Genomic DNA, 17,623 nt, shown 5'->3' on the forward strand with positions numbered 1-17,623 from the left:
CCGGAGCAGCCGGAATCAGCGAATGAGCAGCAATTTCCCTACGTGTGATCCGGAATCCAGCATTCTGTGCGCCTCTGCCGCCTCCGCCATCGGAAACGTTCCGTGCACCACCGGCCGGATCCGCCCGGCCTCGATCAGCGGCCACACGTGCTCCCGTACGGCCGCCACGATCGCCGCCTTCTCCTCCAGCGGCCGGGCCCGCAGCGAGGTCGCCGTCACCGCCGCCCGCTTCGACAGCAGCGCACCCAGGTTGAGTTCGGCCTTCACCCCGCCCTGCAGCCCGATCACGGCGAGCCGGCCGTTCACCGCCAGCGCCTCCACGTTCCGGGAGAGGTACTTGGCGCCCATGATGTCCAGGATCACATCCGCGCCGGCCCCGTCCGTGGCCGCGCGGAGCTCCGCCACGAAGTCCTGCTCGCGGTAGTCGATCAGGATGTCCGCACCCAACTCCTTGCAGCGCGCCAGCTTCTCGGGACCGCCGGCCGTCACGGCCACCCGCGCACCCACCGCCTTGGCCAGCTGGATCGCCATGGTGCCGATGCCGCTGGCCCCGCCGTGCACCAGCAGGGTCTCGGCCGGACGCAGATGGGCCACCATGAACACGTTCGACCAGACCGTCGCGACCACCTCGGGCAGCGCCGCGGCGGTGACCAGGTCGAGTCCGGCCGGGACCGGCAGCAACTGCCCGGCCGGGACCGCGACCTGCTCCGCGTAGCCGCCGCCCGCCAGCAGGGCGCACACCTCCTCGCCCACCGACCAGCCGGAGACCCCCGGGCCGAGGGCGGCGATCCGGCCCGAGCACTCCAGGCCGGGGTACCGGGAGGCGCCGGGCGGGGGATCGTAGAAGCCCTGTCGCTGGAGCACATCGGCCCGGTTCACGGCGCTGGCCGCGACCTCGACGAGGACCTCGCCCTCGCCGGGCACCGGATCGGGTACGTCGGCCCAGACCAGGGCCTCGGGGCCGCCGGGCTGCAAGATGGTGATCGCATGCATGGCCCGGACAGTAGTACGCGCCCTCAGTCGGCGGGAGGCAGCGTCACCGCCGGGGTGGCGGGTGGCACCGCACGGACGATGACGATCAGCCGGTCGGTCAGCTGCAACGGGCTGGCATGCCGATCGTCGTAGGGCAGCAGCCGATGGCCGCGCAGCACGCTCACCACCAGGTCCGCGGTATCCCGGACGCTCTTGCCCACCTCGGACTTGGTCACCGGACGCTCGATCAGGTCCAGGCCGCTGCCCTGCTGGATCAGGTCCTCCATCACGGTGCCTGCGCTGGGGCTGAGGACGGACAGACCGAGCAGCCGGCCGGCCGCGCTGGCACTGGTGATGACGGCGTCGGCCCCGGACTGGCGGATCAGCGGGGCGTTCTCCTCCTCGCGCACCGCGGCGACGATTTTCGCCCCGCGGTTGAGCTGGCGGGCCGTCAGTGTGACCAGGACCGCGGTATCGTCCCGCTGGGTGGCGACGACGATCTGACGCGCCTTCTGCAGCTCGGCACGGAGCAGGACATCGGAGCGGGTGGCATCGCCGATCACCCCGGTGAAGCCCTCGGAGTTGGCCATCTCGATCACCTTGGCACTCGGGTCGACGATGACGACCCGTTCCTTCTCCAGGCCGGTCGAGAGCAGGGTTTGCAGGGCCGAGCGGCCCTTGGTGCCGAAACCGACGACCACCGTGTGGTCCCGCAACTGCTTCCTCCAGCGGTTCAGCCGCCACTCCTCCCGGGTCCGTTCGGTGAGAACCTCGAGAGTGGTGCCGACCAGGATGATCAGGAACAGCACACGCAGCGGCGTGATCAGCAGAATGTTGATCAGCCGGGCGCTGTCGCTGTAGGGGACGATGTCGCCGTAGCCGGTCGTCGAGAGGGTGACGGTGGCGTAGTAGACGCAGTCGAGGAAGTCGAGCGTCTCGTTGGCGTTGTCGTGATAGCCGTCCCGGTCGACATAGACGAGGAGAACGGTCAGGATCATCACGCACAGGGCCATCAGCAGGCGCTTGCCGACCTGCCGGAGGGGCCTCTCCACCACCCGCCGGGGCAGTTTGACCGGTCGTGAGACGAGTTTCTCGTCGGCCTGGCGGGCCATGGCGTCCTGGCCGTGCAGTTTCACTGGGGGTACCACCCAACGGAGTTGGGGGAGAAACACTCCCCGGCGGGCGAGGCCCACGGCAGTTCGAGAATCTCCAGCTCCTGCCCGGCCCGCGCACCGCCCTTCGGTACGACGGCCAGCGCGTCGGCGGCGGCGACCCCGCGCAGCATCGCCGGCCCGTTGTAGCGCAGCGGTACGGCGTGCTCCCCGGAGAGGACGACCGGGACCAGCCGGGTGTCGTACGGGTGGCCGGGCACATCGCCGTGTACGGCTGCGGTCCACCGCGGGCGGGGGCCGAGTCCGGCGAGGCCGCGGAGCAGCGGCTCGGCGAGGGTCAGCAGCCCGGAGACCGCGGCCAGCGGATTTCCGGGCAGGCCGACCAGGTACCGGTCTTCGTCCAGGCGGGCCATCAGCATCGGGTGCCCGGGGCGGACGGCCACCCCGTCCACCAGGAGCTGCGCCCCGGCCCGGCGCAGGACCGGGTGAACGTGGTCCACGGGGCCGGAGGCCGTGCCGCCGGTGGTGATGACCAGGTCGGCGGTGGAGCCGGTGAGGGCGCGGTACAGCTCCTCGGCTCCCGCCGGGTCGTCGCCGAGCCGCCGGGTGGCGAGGACCTCGGCGCCCAGCCGGCCCAGCCAGGGCCCGAGCATCGGGCTCAGGGCGTCCCGGATCAGCCCGTCCTGCGGCAGGCCTTCGGTGAGCAGTTCGTCGCCCAGGACCAGGATCTCCACCCGGGGCCGGGGGCGGGTGGCGAGCGTGTCGTAGCCGGCGGCGGCGGCGAGGCCGAGCACGACGGGGGTGACCCGGGCGCCGGCCGGCAGCAGCCGGTCGCCGGAGTGGCATTCCTGGCCGCGCGGCCGGATGTCCTGGCCGGAGACGACCGCGCGCTCGGCGTGGACCCGGCCCTTCGGCTCTTCGAGCCGGGCGTGCTCGCTGCGGATCACCGCGGTGGTGTCGGCGGGGATCCGGGCGCCGGTGGCGATCCGGACGGCCTCGCCGTCGGCGAGCGGCGCGGGCCGGTCGGAGCCGGCCAGTACGCCGCCGCCGGGCCGCACGGTCCAGGGGCCGGGGCCGGAGACGGCCCAGCCGTCCATGGCGGAGGTGTCGAAGGAGGGCAGATCGGTCAGGGCGTCCAGCGGCTCGGCGAGCACCTCGCCAAGGGCTGCGCCCAGCGGGACCCGGTGGGCCCGGACTGCGCGGCTCGCGCCGGCGCGCGCGGCCGTGTCCCGGGCGCGGGCCCAGCCGGCTGCGCGGTGCCTTTCGCCGTCCGGCTTCCGGGCAACCAGAGCCAGCGCCTGGTCCAGTGCCTCCTCGGCCGTGGTCCGGCCCGACTCCGCGACCGCCCCGGCCGCTTCGCCCGGCTCGGCCGACGCGGCCGGTTCGCCCGGCTCCGCCGCTGGCCGGGACCCGGCTGCTTCGCCCGGCTCGGCCTGTTCGGCCCGGTCCGCCGCTTCGGCCGGTTCGTTCGGTGTGGCCGATGCGGCCGGTTCGTGCGGCTGCGCCGCTGGCCCGGCCCCGGCTGCTTCGCGCGGCACGGCCGATGCGGCCGATTCGCCCGGCTCCGCCGCCGTCCCGGCCCCGGCCGCTTCGCGAGGCTCGGTCCGTTTGGCCCGGTCCGCCGCTTCGGCTGCTTCGCCCGGTTCGGCCGATGCGGCTGGTTCGCGCGGCTCCGCCGCTGGCCTGGATCCGGCTGCTTCGCCCGGTTCGGCCGATGCGGCCGGTTCGCTCGGCTGCGCCCCCGTCCCGGCCCCGGCCGCTTGGCCCGGCTCGGCCCGTTTGGCCCGGTCCGTTGCTTCGCTCGGTTCGGCCGATGCGGCCGGTTTGCTCGGCTCTGCCGCTGTCCCGGACCCGGCCGCTTCGCTCGGCTCGGCGAGTTCGGCCCGGTCTGCCGCTTCGGCTGCTTCGGCCGGTTCGTTGGGTGTGGCCGACGCGGCTGGTTCGCGCGGCTCCGCCGCCGTCCCGGTACCGGCCGCTTCGCTCGGCTCGGCCCGTTCGTCCCGGTCGGCCACTTCGGCCGGTTCGTTCGGTGTGGTCGATGCGGTCGGTTCGTTCGGCTCTGCCGCTGGCCCGGGCCCGGCTGCTTCGCCCGGCGCGGCCCGGTCCGTCGCTTCGGCCGGTTTGCTCGGTTCGGCCGGCGGGGTCGGTTCGCTCGGTTCTGCCGCTGGCACGGGTCCGGCCGGTTCGGGCGGCTCCGTCTGGTTCGGGTTTGGTGTGGCGTTCGTAGCCGTTCGTAGGGCGAGGTCGGCTGCGCTCTCCACGGGGACCGCCTCCCGGTCCGGCGCCGTACCCGGGCCCGGGGCGGCCAGTGTGGTGGTGGGGCGGCTTAGGCGGGTGGCGAAGTCCAGGGCTTCGTCCAGGGCGGTCTCGGGCGTGGCCGGGGTGCCGGGGGTGTGGGGCGGGGTCATTCGGCTGCGGGCCCTTCGCCGGACTCGGTTTCGGCGGCCCACCGGAGGGCGAGCGACGCCGCCTGTTCTGAGGCGCGGGCCACCGCTTCGGCGGGGTCGGCACCGGCGGCCTGGGCCTGGCCGGCGGCGTAGCCGACCAGGAAGGTGGTCAGCGGCGCAGCGGGCCGGGCGACGCCGTGGGCGGCGTCCCGGGCGAGGTCGAGCAGGGTCTTGGTGTCGACGGCGAGGTCGATGCCCAGCTCGTTCTTGACGGCGGTGATCCATTCGTCCAGCACGGACCCATGCTCCCTGATCCGGGCACGGGCAGCCGCGAGATCATCCCAGGTGTCGCAGTCGAAGGAGGCCGACGGCTCCGCCTCGACACGGGTGAGGTCCAGTTCGGCGGTGAGCGCCCGGACCGGCAGGCCGGTGAGGTTGCCGTGTTCGGCCGCGAGCAGCGCGAGCTCGCGGCGGAGCGGCTCCGCACGGTAGGCGGCGACGAGCGGCTGGTCCCGGCCGGCCGGGTCGCGCAGCAGCGCCCCCTCGCGGCCGGCGGGCGCGGCCAGCAGGGCCCGTACCGTGTCCGGCCCCAGGAACGGCAGATCCGCGGAGAGGACGAGGACCAGCTCGGCGGTGGTCCGCCGGAGCCCGGCGTCCAGTGCGGCGAGCGGGCCGGCGCCGGCCGGCTCCTCCCGGGCCCAGGTCACCGGCCGGGCGGTGGCCCGCCGGCCGCCGACGACCACCGTGGTGCCGGCGTCGGCGCAGGAGTCGAGGACCCGGTCCAGGAGGGCGCGCCCGCCGACGCTGAGGCCGGGCTTGTCGGCCCCGCCGAGGCGTCGGGCGGAGCCCCCGGCCAGCACGATGGCGTCGTAGGTCATGCCCCCGAGTATGCGCGGCTCATGTTTCCGGCGCCGACGCCCACTTACCCGGGGCTTATCGGTCCACACGACAGAACTCCGCCCGCACGGCCCGGAAGGCCGGCGGACGGAGTCCTGTGCGCGGATCGTTTGCGGAAGGGGTGGAGTTAGGGCCCTTACAGGTACGGGCCCGAGCGGATGGCGCCGTGCGGGCCGTCCTCGTCGTCGTGCGGAGCGCCCGGCGGCAGGGCCCTGCGCATCTGTTCGAGCTGGGCCCGCGCGGCCATCTGCTGCGCGAACAGGGCGGTCTGGATTCCGTGGAACAGGCCCTCCAGCCAGCCCACCAACTGCGCCTGCGCAATCCGCAGTTCCGCCTCGGACGGAATGGCCTCGTCCGTGAAGGGCAGAGAGAGGCGCTCGAGCTCCTCCACCAGCTCGGGGGCCAGGCCGTCCTCGAGCTCCTTCACCGAGGAGGCGTGGATGTCCTTGAGCCGGACCCGGCTGGCCTCGTCGAGAGGTGCAGCGCGGACTTCTTCCAGAAGCTGCTTGATCATGCTGCCGATCCGCATGACCTTGGCTGGCTGTTCGACCATTTCCGTCACCGGGACCTCGCGCGACTCGTCATCGGCGCCGCCGACCGCCATCCCGTCCTGGCCCACGATCAGAACCTGCGGGGGGCTGTCCTGCGACCGTTCACTCCTCGGCATCTCCATGCCGCCATTCTCTCGCACACCGTTGTCATCACACGGTGTGCCCCCGTGGAGGGGTGATCCACCCTCCACGGGGGCCCGGATCCCTCAGCCGGCCGCCCGGCGGGCCAGTGCGCCGCTGGAGCGGGTGACCAGGGCGGCCAGCAGGGCCGCGCCCAGGGGAACCAGGACCAGCAGGGCCGCGAGGGTCTCCCAGGGCACCACCACGGGCACGTACGGCTTGGGGCCGGCCCCGTAGCCCTGGGCGATGGCCTCCTCGTACCAGCCGATCTGTTCGCGCCGCTCGGTCAGCCGGAGCCCGATCGCCGGCAGTACGCCCGCCGCGGAGCCCAGCACCACGCCCATCGCTGCCACCACCCCGCACTGGAAGCCGCTGAGGGTGCGCCGCACCCGCGGGGCCGCGCCCACCGCCGCGAGGGTCTTGAGGTCGGCCTCGGCATCGGCCTGGGCGAGGCCGGTGGCGATACCGGCCGCGCCGATGGTGACCAGGCCGGCGAAGACGGTCAGGATCAGCACCATCATCTCGGTGCCGCCCTGGTAGCCCGACTCGATCTTCAGGGCCGCGTCCACGCCCATCCGGTCGAGTTCTCCCTCCAGCTTCTGCCGCTGCTCACTGCTCGCCTTGCCGTCCAGGGTGAAGTACGAGCCGACCGGGACGACGGTGAACCCGGCGGCCTTGGCGGTGGCGGCCGGCAGGATCAGCTTGAACCCCCAGGCGTTGACGGAGTCCGGAGCCTGGTGGACCGGGAGGACCTTGTCCTGGCCGGGGGCGTCCTCACCGCGCATGCTCGCGTCCTCGGCCTTCTCCAGGTCGGTGATCACACGGAGGGTGACCTTGCCGTCCTTGACGTTGCGCCGGTCGAAGGAGACGGCCTGGCCGGCGGCGAGGGCCTTGGCGGCGGCCGGGTCGTCGACCGCCAGCGCGGTCAGCAGCTTCCCGTCGGCGATCACGGTGTCGTGTTCGGCGTAGTGCGGCGTGTCCTGGCAGCGCCAGTCGGAGCGCAGGGCCTGCGCCTGTTCGGGGGTGAAGTCGTCGGGTCCCTTGGTGCCCTCGAACAGCGGGCAGCGCTGCTCCTTGGGCACCAGGATCTCGGCCCGGCCGCAGCCCTTGTCCGAGGAGTAGGGCTCGCAGTCGGGCCGGCCGACCGAGATCCGGTCCACGTCCGCCCGGACGGACACCGGCAGTTGCCGCGTCAGTGCCTCGCGGACCGCGGGCACGTCCCGGTGTGCGCCGGCCTCGCTGACCATCACCCGCCCGGCGCCGTCGGGCAGTTCGGCCACGTACTCGTGGCGCATCTGCACGTCCTGGCTGTGCTGGTACGTCGCCACCGCGACGGTGCCGGCCACTGCGGCCAGTACGGCGGCCACGGCCGGGGCGGTACGCCCCCGGTTGCGGACGGCGTCGCGCAGGGCGAGCCGGGGCGACAGCGGGAGCCAGCGTCCGAGCCGGCCGAACAGGCCGACCAGCACCGGGGTCAGGGCGACGATGCCCAGCTCGGCGATGGCGCTGCCGCCCGCGACGACAGCGAAGCCCATTCCGGAGGCCGTGCCGAGCAGGGCGATGGCGACACCGAGGGCGACCGCCACCAGGCCGATGACGGGCAGCACCCGGTTGGCGCGGCGCACGCCGCGGCGTCCGGTGAGCGAGGCGAGCACGGTCTGCCGGGAAGCGGTGATCGCGGGGGCGATCGCGGCCAGCAGGCCGGTGAGCACGGCGAGCGCGGCAACGCCGGCCAGTTCCAGCGGACGCACGTCGAAGTGGCCGAAGCGGTTGCCGAGCCGGTCCTCCAGCACCGGCTGCAGCAGGAAGGTCAGCAGCACGCCGAGGGCGATGCCGACCACGGCCGCCGCGACGCCGATGACCAGGCCGCCGGAGAGCACGATCGCCCGGATGTGGCTGCGGGCACCGCCGTTGGCGCCGACCAGGCCGAGCTGGCGGCGGGAGCGGCGGGCGCCGACCGCGAAGGCGGGGCCTGCCAGCAGGCAGATCTCCAGCATGGCCAGGCCGACGACGGTGGCGAGGATGGCCAGTTCGGTGGCCCGGGTCGCCATGCCGGGGGAGTAGGCGTCCTTCCGCTGCTGCTGGTAGAGCGGCACCTCGGAGTCGGCGGGCGGGTCCAGGACCACGGCACGGGAGACGACCACGGCGCCCTTGGCATTGGCCGCCTTGACCATGTTCCACGTGAAACCTTCCCCGCCGACCTTGACGAGGTAGCTGTCGTCGGCGCCGACCCCGCGCAGGCCGCCGGCCCGCAGGGCCTGGTCGAGCGGGCTGAGCAGGGTTCCCGGCGGGGCCAGCAGCTGGCTGTCGTTCAGCCGGTCGGGCAGCTCGTACGCGCCGACGATCTTGTAGCTCTTGGTGGTGCCGCGCGGGGTGACGGAGGAGCCGACGTAGAGGCCGGACTCCTCGAGGAAGGCGTTGGTCGCGGCGACTTCACCGGCCTGCTGGGGCATCCGGCCGCGGTCGAGGGTGAGAAGGCCCTTCACCAGCGGTCCGGTGGTGTCCAGTTCGCGCAGCGAGGTGTCCAGGAGACCGTGCCGGGTGCGGATCTTGGCGTTGCCCGTCGAGTCCTTGACGGTCTGCGCGCCGGGCGGGAGGGCTGCGGCGAGGTTGGCGGGCGCGTCCTCGGAGCGCCCCGGGCGGGTCATCCGGTCGTAGCCGCCGACCGGGGCGTACATCTCGCCGCTCGGGTCCTGGTAGATGGGCTCGCCGCCCATGCCGGAGAGCTGCACCGTGGCGTCCGCGGTGCCGAGGGTCCGTTCCAGCTTCTGTTCGGGGGAGAGCTGGGCGCTGCGCACGGTCAGGTCGGCCGCGCTCACGCCGAGGATCGGCAGCGCGATCATGGACAGGACCAGCAGGCTGCGGCCTTTGGAGCGCCAGGCGTCGCGGCGGGCGATCCGGATGGCCGCGATCCAGGAGTGGTACCAGGACTTCACCGGCCGGCCGCCCGCCCGGAGAGCAGGCTGTCGGCCTCGGTGCGCAGGGTTTCGTCGACCACGCTGCCGTCGCGGAGGAAGACCACCCGGTCCGCCCAGGCCGCGAACCGGGGCTCGTGGGTGACCAGGATGCCGGCCGCGCCGGCATCGCACCGGGCCCGCAGCAGGGCGAGCACGGACTCTCCGGTCTCGGAGTCCAGGGCTCCGGTGGGCTCGTCGGCGAGGACCAGACGGCGGTCGCCGACCAGGGCGCGGGCGATGGCCACGCGCTGCTGCTGGCCGCCGGACATCTCGTCGGGGAACCGGTCGGCGAGCTGCCCGAGGCCCATCTCCTCCAGCGCGGCGAGCGCGGAGACCCGGGCCTTGCGGGCGGAGACCCCGTCCAGCTCGCGGGGCAGGGCCACGTTCTCCGCGGCGGTCAGGGCCGGTATGAGGTTGTAGTCCTGGAAGACGTAGCCGATGCTGCGGCGGCGCAGGGCGGCCAGCTGCTTGCGGTTGGCGGTGGTGATGTCGGTGCCCTCGACGATCACCCGGCCGCCGCTCGGCGTGTCCAGTCCGCCGGCCAGGGTGAGCAGCGTGGACTTGCCGGAGCCGGACGGGCCCATGACGGCCACCAGTTCGCCGGGGTAGACGGCGAGGTCGATGCCGCGCAGGGCGTGCACCTCGGTGGCTCCGCTGCCGTGCACGCGGGTGAGCTGCTGCAGTTGCAGCACGGGCTGCGGCTGCTGGGAGTGGTGCTGGTCGGACATGTGGTGTGGTCCCCCCTGGGACGGTTCAGCCTTGCGGCGTACGGGCCGAAGGCCGAGCGGTTGAGGTCGGGGTCGGGGTCACGGCCGCGGTGGCGGCGGTGGCCGCGGTGGCCGCGGTGGCCGCAGTAGTGGCGGCATCGGCGGTGTCGGCGGTGTCGGCGGTGTTGGCCTGGGGGCGATCGGCTTCGGCCCTCCGGTCGGCCAGGACGGAGAGCCGCACCAGCCTGGTTTCGGAGTGGTCGAGCCAGCGCGCCTCGGCCTCGGTCTGGAAGATCAGCTGTTCCAGTACGAGCAGCCAGGCCACGTCGTCCCGCTCCCGGGACTGCCCGCTCTCGATCGCGGCGAGTGCCTGCGCCTTGAGCCGGGTGTAGTCCTGCATCGCCTTGATCGTGGCGTGCCGCTGGGCCTGGATCACGGCGCGGATGTCCACGCCGGGAGCGCCGACGGCCATGGCGAGCTTGATGGACAGTTCGTCGCGGGGCGGGTGGGTGCGGTCGACGGGCCGCTCGTACCAGGAATGCAGTTCGGTACGGCCGGCCTCGGTGATGGCATAGAGCGTGTGGCCGGCATCGTCCTCGCCGCCGGGCGCGACGAGCCCGTCGCGCTCCAGCCGGGCCAGGGTCGTATAGACCTGCCCGACGTTGAGCGGCCAGGTGGAGCCGGTGCGCGACTCGAATTCGGTACGCAGCTGTGAGCCGTACCGGGGGCCGCGTTCCAGCAGGGCGAGAAGGCCGTGGCGGATCGACATACTCAGTATGTATACCGAGTATGCTCTGCCTCGCAACCGTCTCGGGATGTACGTCTCAGGGGGGACCAGCCCGGGATCAGCCCGGGATCGGCCCCGGGATCGGCCCGGAATCAGCCCCGGCGCAGGCGCATGCCGATGAAGCCGAGGCCCACACCCATCAGGGCGAATCCGGTGCCGAGCGGCAGTATGTGGGCGGCCAGATCCGCGGCCCGCGCATTGGGCTCGGTGCCGAGCGCCGACGCCGACGGCGGCGGGCTGCCGGTCTCGGGGCGGTCCGCGGCCGGGGACGGCGGCCGGGACGGGGACTGGGGCTGGAGCTGCGGCTGGTGCTGGGGCTGTTCCTGGGGCTGCTGCTGGGGGCGGTGCTGGTTCGGGTGCTCGTGCTGCGGCCGGTCCGGGAGGCGGGCCGGAGGCGGGGGCGGCAGCGAGGGCGGCGGCGGCTCGGGCCGCAGCTGCACCGGGCGGTCGGCGAGGGCCGCCTCCGGGTTCACGGCTTCGGTGACGGGCCGGCCGGGCCGCTGCCGTCCGGCGCCAGCGGCACTTCCGGCGAGCTGCGGCGGCCGTGGGTCGTCCCGGCCGTCAGCGGGACGGGCCACCGCCCAAGCGCGGGGCGCCGCCGAGGCTCGGGCCGCTGCCGACGGCGCGGACGCGCAGGCCAGGCCGTACGCGGGCGCCGCCGGAAGCAGCACGGCACAGCCCAGCGCCGCGGCGGCGGGCCAGCGCAGCAGGCAGAGTCGCGTCACGGGGAGCCCCTCCCGTCCCGAACAGGCGAGATGTCAGGCTCAGGTTGACATAAGGGGGCAAATCCGGCATCCCGGGCGGTTATGTGTCCTGAGCAGGACCCACCATCGCCGGTCTGGGTCTACTGCGGGTTGCCGGTGGACACGACCAAGGTGAACTCCGCGTCGTCCTTCGACACGCTGGTGCCGGCCGCCGGCAGCTGCTCCAGGACCATGTCCTGGCCGTACACCGCCTCGTCCCGCTCCTGCGTCTTGACCTTCCAGCCGGCCGCCTGGATGCACTCCTTCACCGACCGCAGGTTCTTGTACCGGAAGTCCGGAGCGGTGACCTTCTTCGGGTCGCTCCAGTCCTTGTACGCCTCTTTGCACTTCTCCGGCTCGATCGTCCGGGAGGGGTCGGGACCCTTGTGGCCCGTCTTGGCCGACCCGGAGGCCGTGGCTCCGCCGGTGGCCGCCGGAGTGCCGGTGCCGCCCTGCGCGTTGGGCTTGTCACCGCCCTCCGGGTCGTCCCCGTTCATCGAGATCGCCGTGATCAGGCCGCCGATCGCCAGCAGCGCCACCGCGATTGCGCCGACCACCACCGGCATGTTGCCGCGCCCGCCGGCCGCGGCCGAGCCCGTCCGGGCGGGCGCCGGGGCCACCGGCGAGATGGTGAACGGCGGCGGGGTCTGCGGCGCGTAGCCGTGCTGCGGCACCGGCGGCGGGGTCTGGTGCTGCGGCGGGTAGGCGTAGCCCTGCTGCGCCATCGGGGCCGGCGTGTGCTGCGCCATCGGCGGCGGCGTGTGCTGCTGCTGCGGTGCCGGGGTGGCGTACGGAGAGGGCTGGTACGGCTGCTGCACCGCCTGCGGCGGCGGCTGCGGAAGCGAGGAGTCCACCGGCGGGAACACGGCCGAGCCGACCCCCGCACCGCTGTTCACGGGGCCGCCCTGGACGATCATCGGCGCCCCGGTCTGCCCGGCCGACGCCACCCGCGCGATCTCGTCCCGCATCGCCGCCGCCGTGGGGAAGCGCTCGTTCGGGTTCTTCTTCAGCGCCCGCGCCACCAGCGCGTCCATCGCCGGAGAGACGGACCGGTTGATGACGGACGGGGCGACCGGCTCCTCCTGGACGTGCGCGTACGCGATCGCCAGCGGCGAGTCCGCGTCGAACGGCAGCCGTCCGGTCAGCAGCTGGAAGAGCATGATGCCGACCGAGTACAGGTCGGAGCGGGCGTCCACGCCGCGCCCCAGCGCCTGCTCGGGCGACAGGTACTGCGGGGTGCCGACCACCATGCCGGTCTGGGTCATCGAGGTGACCCCGGACTGCATCGCGCGGGCGATACCGAAGTCCATCACCTTGACCACACCGCGCTTGGTCACCATGACGTTGCCCGGCTTGATGTCACGGTGCACCAGGCCGACGTCGTGGCTGGTCTCCAGGGCGGCCAGCACATCGGCCGTCACCTTCAGCGCCTTGTCGGCCGGCATCGCCCCGTACTGGGCGATGTCCGCCTGCAGCACCGAGCCGAGCGGCTTGCCCTCGACGTACTCCATGACGATGTACGGCATCATCGTGCCGTCCAGATCGCCCTCACCGGTGTCGAACACGGACACGATGTTGGTGTGCGACAGTTTCGCTACAGCCTGGGCTTCGCGGCGGAACCGCTCGCGGAAGGACTGCTCGCGCCCGAGCTCGCTGTGCAGGGTCTTGATGGCCACCTGCCGGTCGAGCGCCGCGTCGTAGGCGAGATAGACGGACGCCATGCCGCCCTCGCCGAGCAAATCCCTTAGCTGATAACGGCCACCGGCCAGGGAACGGCCTGCGTACCGGCCCTGAGTGCCGTCCTGGCTCATGACTGTTGCTTCCCCTCGCCACACTTGTGTCGGGCCCAGTCTGCCGGAGGGCAAGCACACGTCAAGCCGGGTACCCGTTCCGTGACCACGGGGTTGTCACACGGTCACAGCTGGTCCATGCCCGAACGGTGACCGGCGCAGAGGCTGTAGCGTTCATCGGAGCACCCCGAGACGAATGCACCGCACGCGCGGCCGAGAGAGATGACGGCGAGGACGGACTGATGGCACCCGAACCCGAGGCAGGTGGCGCCGGGATGGCCGAGGATCCGTCGCACTGGGGAGCAGGCGGCCTGGTGGGCGACGGCCGTTACCGGCTCACCCACCGGCTGGGCCGGGGCGGCATGGCCGAGGTGTTCGCCGCCGAGGACGTACGGCTGGGCCGCACCGTCGCCGTCAAGCTGCTGCGCGCCGACCTCGCCGAGGACCCGGTCTCCAAGGCCCGCTTCACGCGCGAGGCACAGTCGGTGGCCGGCCTCAACCACCATGCCGTGGTCGCCGTCTACGACTCGGGCGAGGACCGGGTCGGGCCGAACACCGTCCCCTACATCGTGATGGAGCTGGTCGAGGGCCGCACCATCCGTGACCTGCTGATGAGCGCCGAGGCCCCGGGCCCCGAGCAGGCGCTCATCATCGTCTCGGGTGTGCTGGAGGCGCTCGCCTACTCCCACCAGCACGGCATCGTGCACCGCGACATCAAGCCGGCCAACGTCATCATCACCCACGGCGGTGCGGTGAAGGTGATGGACTTCGGCATCGCCCGCGCCCTGCACGGCGCGCAGTCGACGATGACTCAGACCGGCATGGTCATGGGCACCCCGCAGTACCTGTCGCCGGAACAGGCCCTCGGCAAGGCCGTGGACCACCGCAGCGACCTGTATGCGACCGGCTGTCTGCTCTACGAACTCCTCGCGCTGCGGCCTCCCTTCACCGGCGAGACCCCGCTCTCGGTGGTCTACCAGCACGTCCAGGACGCGCCCGTGCCGCCCTCGCAGCTCGGCACCGGGGTGCCGCCCGAGCTCGACGGCCTGGTGATGCGCTCGCTGGCCAAGGACCCGGACGACCGGTTCCAGAGCGCCGAGGAGATGCGCGGGCTGGCTCAGTACGGGCTCCAGATGCTCCAGGAGCAGGGCGCCAACACCGGCACCTGGAACACCGGTCCGGTCACCATGGCCCTGCCGCACGGCCGGGGCCCGGCGGCCACCACGGCCATGCCGATGGGCGCCACCGGCCCGCAGCCCGGCTACCCCTCGCACGGCGCCACCTCGCAGTTCCAGCAGCCGATGGTGCCCCCGCTCAACCCGGACGACGGCTCGGCCTACCCCGGCGGTGGCGGTGGCGGCGGTTACTACGACAACGGCCAGGGCGGGTACGGCAACGGCGACGGGCGTGGCGGCGGTGGCGGTCGCTGGAAGGTGTGGCTGTTCGCGGTCCTCGCGGTGATCGCCATCGCTTCCGGCGTGGTCTTCGCCTTGGACAAGGCGGGGAACAAGGGGACGCCCGGCGACAACGTGAAGACGAGCCAGAGCCCGCCCACTCCGACGCAGAGCACCCCGAGCGCCCCGCAGACGGAGGAGACCGAGGAGACCCGCGAGCCCACCCGGCGGACGGACACCTGGTCGTCGACCCCGGGCCGGACCCGGAGCCACTCGCAGAGCTCCAGCCCGTCGGTGACGCCCTCGCCCACGCTCACCGCGCCGACCACGGACCCGAGCGACGATCCGACGACGACGCCGCCGACGAAGTCGAAGCCGCCGACGACTCCGCCGACCAAGAGCCCGGACAACCCGCCGCCGGACCCGGACGACAACGCCGGCGGCGAAGGCGAGTAGCCCTGCCTACGCACCCCCGCACGCCCTGTCGCTCACAGGGCGTGCTGGTGCTCCCGGTCGAGGCTGCCGGCCAGGCCGGCCAGCCTGTGCACGGTGACGAACTGCGGCTCGATCCGCATGTAGACCGGGTCGAAGACCGCGCCGTCCACGAAGTGCGGTACCGGCCCGAAGAGTTCCAGCTCGGCGGTGGCCGGTTCGACGATCTGCGCGGTCCCGGTGAACTGGACCGACCACAGCCGGGAATCACCGGAGTTGAAGTTGTCGGCCCCGTACGCGACGACGCTTCCGTTGCACGCCTGGTGGTAGCCGAAGCCGCCGTGCATTCTCAGGACGACCCGGCCGTCCACCACGATGTGGCGGGCGACGGCGAGGAAGGGCAGCGCGCGCATGCTGGTGGCCACCCGGCCGTACGGCACTCGGCACAGCAGGTCGATGGCGTGACGTTCCTCCGGTGACATGCCCCCACTCTCCGATACCGGCGAGTAGCGGAACAGGGGAGCCCGCCCCCATGTTCGGGGACGTTGGTCCCGAAATGGCACGGAGTGCCACGTGGAACCTTCGCGTCAGCGCTTCTCCGCCTGCAGGCGGGCCACGTACGCGGCGGCCTGGGAGCGGCGCTCCATGCCCAGCTTGGACAGCAGGCTGGAGACGTAGTTCTTGATCGTCTTTTCGGCCAGGTGCAGCCGCTCGCCGATCACCCGGTTGGTCAGGCCCTCTCCGATGAGGTCGAGGATCTTGCGTTCCTGCTCGGTGAGATTGGCCAGCCGGTCGTCCGACTTGCCGTTCTTGCCGTCCCGCAGGCGCTCCAGCACCCGGGCCGTGGCCACCGGGTCCAGCAGGGACTTCCCGGCGGCGACATCGCGTACGGCATGCAGCAGCTCATTGCCGCGGATCGCCTTGAGGACGTACCCGGAGGCGCCCGCCATGATCGCGTCGAAGAGCGCCTCGTCGTCCGCGAACGAGGTCAGCATCAGGCACTTGATGTCCTCGTTCTGGGAGCGGACCTCCCGGCACACCTCGACGCCGCTGCCGTCCGGCAGCCGTACGTCCAGCACCGCCACGTCGGGCCGGGTCGCGGGGATCCGCACCAGCGCGTCCGCAGCCGTCCCGGCCTCGCCCACCACCTCGATGTCGGATTCGCTCGAGAGCAGCTCGTAGACACCTCGGCGTACCACTTCGTGATCGTCCAGGAGGAATACCGTGATTTTTCCATCTTCGCGCACGGAGTCAGTTTCACACACTCACCCCTTCCCTGGCGGAGTTACCCGGGATAACGTGCCGTTGTTCCGGCCCCCTGCAAGGCTGTGACCAGTGGTTGTTCCAGATTCCTGGGATTTACTTGGAAATCCAAGCAAAATCCCAGGTCAAATGGGGTTTCGCGGTTACGCGACGCACTGGGTAACGTGCATTGCGCAGGGCACTCGCCGGGACACCTGTCACGCCTGTATCCCGGACGAGTCGCACCCACCCCGTGCGCGGGTACGGATACAGGCGGAGCCGCACTGGTCCCGGAGAACCCGGGTGCCGGACCGACGGAGGAGCACACGTGACCGTGGAGAGCACTGCCGCGCGCAAGCCGCGACGCAGCAGCGGCACCAAGCGAGCGGCAGCCGGGGCAAGCACCCGCAAGTCCGCCGACAGCGCCGCCGCAGCCACTCAGAGTGCCGAGCCCCAGCTCGTACAGCTGCTGACGCCCGAAGGGGACCGGGTCGAGAACGCGCAGAACGCGGAGTTTCTCTCCTACGTCTCCGACATCACCGCCGAGGACCTGCGCGGGCTCTACCGCGACATGCTCCTGACCCGCCGCTTCGACGGGGAGGCGACCGCCCTGCAGCGCCAGGGCGAGCTCGGCCTGTGGGCCTCGCTGCTCGGCCAGGAAGCCGCCCAGATCGGCTCCGGACGGGCGCTGCGCGACGACGACTACATCTTCCCGACCTACCGCGAGCACGGCGTTGCCTGGTGCCGCGGGGTCGACCCGACCAACCTGCTGGGCATGTTCCGCGGTGTGAACCACGGCGGCTGGGACCCCACGGTCAACAATTTCCACCTGTACACGATCGTCATCGGCTCGCAGACCCTGCACGCCACCGGCTATGCAATGGGTGTGGCCAAGGACGGCGCGGATTCCGCGGTCATCGCGTACTTCGGCGACGGAGCGTCCAGCCAGGGCGACGTCAACGAGGCATTCACCTTCTCGGCGGTCTACAACGCCCCCGTGGTGTTCTTCTGCCAGAACAACCAGTGGGCGATCTCCGAGCCCACCGAGCGCCAGATGCGCGTACCGCTCTACCAGCGGGCCGCCGGCTTCGGCTTCCCGGGCGTCCGGGTGGACGGCAACGACGTCCTCGCCTGCCTGGCCGTGACCCGCTGGGCCCTGGAGCGGGCCCGCCGCGGCGACGGTCCGACCCTGATCGAGGCCTTCACCTACCGGATGGGTGCCCACACCACCTCCGACGACCCGACCCGGTACCGGCGGGACGAGGAGCGGGCGGCCTGGGAGGCGAAGGACCCGATCGAGCGCCTGAAGGCGCACCTGCTCGCCAGCGGTGACGCCGACGAGGAGTTCTTCGCCGCGCTGGAGGTGGAGAGCGAGCAGCTGGGCAAGCGGGTGCGCGAGGTCGTGCGCGCGATGCCCGACCCGGACACGATGGCGATCTTCGAGAACGTCTACGCGGACGGGCATGCGCTGGTGGACGAGGAGCGCGCCCAGTTCGCGGCCTACCTCGCGTCGTTCGAGGAAGGGCACTGAT

The 17,623-nt window shown here is 72.5% G+C and carries 14 protein-coding genes; 2 read left to right on the forward strand and 12 right to left on the reverse strand.

Annotated features, from left to right (window positions below):
* Window positions 1-15: 15 nt before the first annotated feature.
* From ABT123_RS06245 to ABT123_RS06290, 10 genes are all read right to left on the reverse strand, one after another.
* Window positions 16-993, reverse strand: coding sequence for an NAD(P)H-quinone oxidoreductase (locus ABT123_RS06245; protein WP_351310321.1), 978 nt, complete (start codon window positions 991-993; stop codon window positions 16-18).
* Between the two features lie 23 nt (window positions 994-1,016).
* Window positions 1,017-2,108, reverse strand: coding sequence for a potassium channel family protein (locus tag ABT123_RS06250; RefSeq protein WP_351310323.1), 1,092 nt, complete (start codon window positions 2,106-2,108; stop codon window positions 1,017-1,019).
* Window positions 2,105-4,492, reverse strand: a complete 2,388-nt coding sequence (locus ABT123_RS36710; RefSeq protein ID WP_502970883.1) for a molybdopterin molybdotransferase MoeA — start codon at window positions 4,490-4,492, stop codon at window positions 2,105-2,107. Before ABT123_RS36710 ends, ABT123_RS06250 begins: the two co-directional genes overlap by 4 nt.
* A complete protein-coding gene (locus tag ABT123_RS06260; protein ID WP_351310325.1) occupies window positions 4,489-5,349 on the reverse strand; it encodes an NTP transferase domain-containing protein in 861 nt (286 codons plus the stop codon). Before ABT123_RS06260 ends, ABT123_RS36710 begins: the two co-directional genes overlap by 4 nt.
* Before the next feature lie 155 nt (window positions 5,350-5,504).
* Window positions 5,505-6,041, reverse strand: coding sequence for a bacterial proteasome activator family protein (locus ABT123_RS06265; RefSeq protein ID WP_351310326.1), 537 nt, complete (start codon window positions 6,039-6,041; stop codon window positions 5,505-5,507).
* A gap of 84 nt (window positions 6,042-6,125) precedes the next feature.
* On the reverse strand, window positions 6,126-8,975 hold the full coding sequence (locus ABT123_RS06270; RefSeq protein ID WP_351310328.1) for an FtsX-like permease family protein: 2,850 nt from the start codon (window positions 8,973-8,975) through the stop codon (window positions 6,126-6,128).
* Complete coding sequence (locus tag ABT123_RS06275; RefSeq protein ID WP_351310329.1) at window positions 8,972-9,724, reverse strand: ABC transporter ATP-binding protein; 753 nt, start codon at window positions 9,722-9,724, stop codon at window positions 8,972-8,974. Before ABT123_RS06275 ends, ABT123_RS06270 begins: the two co-directional genes overlap by 4 nt.
* Before the next feature lie 25 nt (window positions 9,725-9,749).
* Window positions 9,750-10,472, reverse strand: a complete 723-nt coding sequence (locus ABT123_RS06280; protein ID WP_351310331.1) for a PadR family transcriptional regulator — start codon at window positions 10,470-10,472, stop codon at window positions 9,750-9,752.
* A 110-nt stretch (window positions 10,473-10,582) separates the two neighbouring features.
* The gene (locus tag ABT123_RS06285; protein ID WP_351310333.1) at window positions 10,583-11,215 is read right to left on the reverse strand and encodes a hypothetical protein; all 633 of its coding nucleotides are present in this window, start codon (window positions 11,213-11,215) and stop codon (window positions 10,583-10,585) included.
* Between the two features lie 119 nt (window positions 11,216-11,334).
* Window positions 11,335-13,044, reverse strand: coding sequence for a protein kinase domain-containing protein (locus ABT123_RS06290; protein WP_351310335.1), 1,710 nt, complete (start codon window positions 13,042-13,044; stop codon window positions 11,335-11,337).
* Between the two features lie 221 nt (window positions 13,045-13,265).
* Here ABT123_RS06290 and ABT123_RS06295 point away from each other — a divergent pair, with 221 nt between their 5' ends.
* Entirely contained in the window at window positions 13,266-14,873 is a 1,608-nt protein-coding gene (locus ABT123_RS06295) for a protein kinase domain-containing protein (RefSeq protein WP_351310337.1), read from the forward strand.
* A 32-nt stretch (window positions 14,874-14,905) separates the two neighbouring features.
* On the opposite strand, the gene ABT123_RS06300 is transcribed toward ABT123_RS06295, so the two are convergent.
* Together ABT123_RS06300 and ABT123_RS06305 are read right to left on the reverse strand one after the other, a co-directional pair.
* Complete coding sequence (locus tag ABT123_RS06300) at window positions 14,906-15,331, reverse strand: pyridoxamine 5'-phosphate oxidase family protein (RefSeq protein ID WP_351310338.1); 426 nt, start codon at window positions 15,329-15,331, stop codon at window positions 14,906-14,908.
* Between the two features lie 105 nt (window positions 15,332-15,436).
* Entirely contained in the window at window positions 15,437-16,096 is a 660-nt protein-coding gene (locus ABT123_RS06305; protein WP_351310340.1) for a response regulator, read from the reverse strand.
* A gap of 323 nt (window positions 16,097-16,419) precedes the next feature.
* Between ABT123_RS06305 and pdhA the strand changes: the two genes are divergently transcribed.
* On the forward strand, window positions 16,420-17,622 hold the full coding sequence (pdhA, locus tag ABT123_RS06310; RefSeq protein ID WP_351310342.1) for a pyruvate dehydrogenase (acetyl-transferring) E1 component subunit alpha: 1,203 nt from the start codon (window positions 16,420-16,422) through the stop codon (window positions 17,620-17,622).
* Window position 17,623 lies beyond the last annotated feature (1 nt).

This window comes from Streptomyces sp. NPDC002054 (genome assembly GCF_040296685.1).
GTDB lineage: Bacteria > Actinomycetota > Actinomycetes > Streptomycetales > Streptomycetaceae > Streptomyces.

Bases quoted from the DNA above. Each gene is read 5' to 3' on its own strand.
- ABT123_RS06275 (WP_351310329.1), bottom strand. From the start codon at position 9,724: ATGTCCGACCAGCACCACTCCCAGCAGCCGCAGCCCGTGCTGCAACTG.
- ABT123_RS06290 (WP_351310335.1), bottom strand. From the start codon at position 13,044: ATGAGCCAGGACGGCACTCAGGGCCGGTACGCAGGCCGTTCCCTGGCC.
- ABT123_RS06295 (WP_351310337.1), top strand. From the start codon at position 13,266: ATGGCACCCGAACCCGAGGCAGGTGGCGCCGGGATGGCCGAGGATCCG.
- ABT123_RS06260 (WP_351310325.1), bottom strand. From the start codon at position 5,349: ATGACCTACGACGCCATCGTGCTGGCCGGGGGCTCCGCCCGACGCCTC.
- ABT123_RS06280 (WP_351310331.1), bottom strand. From the start codon at position 10,472: ATGTCGATCCGCCACGGCCTTCTCGCCCTGCTGGAACGCGGCCCCCGG.
- ABT123_RS06300 (WP_351310338.1), bottom strand. From the start codon at position 15,331: ATGTCACCGGAGGAACGTCACGCCATCGACCTGCTGTGCCGAGTGCCG.
- ABT123_RS06265 (WP_351310326.1), bottom strand. From the start codon at position 6,041: ATGGAGATGCCGAGGAGTGAACGGTCGCAGGACAGCCCCCCGCAGGTT.
- ABT123_RS36710 (WP_502970883.1), bottom strand. From the start codon at position 4,492: ATGACCCCGCCCCACACCCCCGGCACCCCGGCCACGCCCGAGACCGCC.
- ABT123_RS06245 (WP_351310321.1), bottom strand. From the start codon at position 993: ATGCATGCGATCACCATCTTGCAGCCCGGCGGCCCCGAGGCCCTGGTC.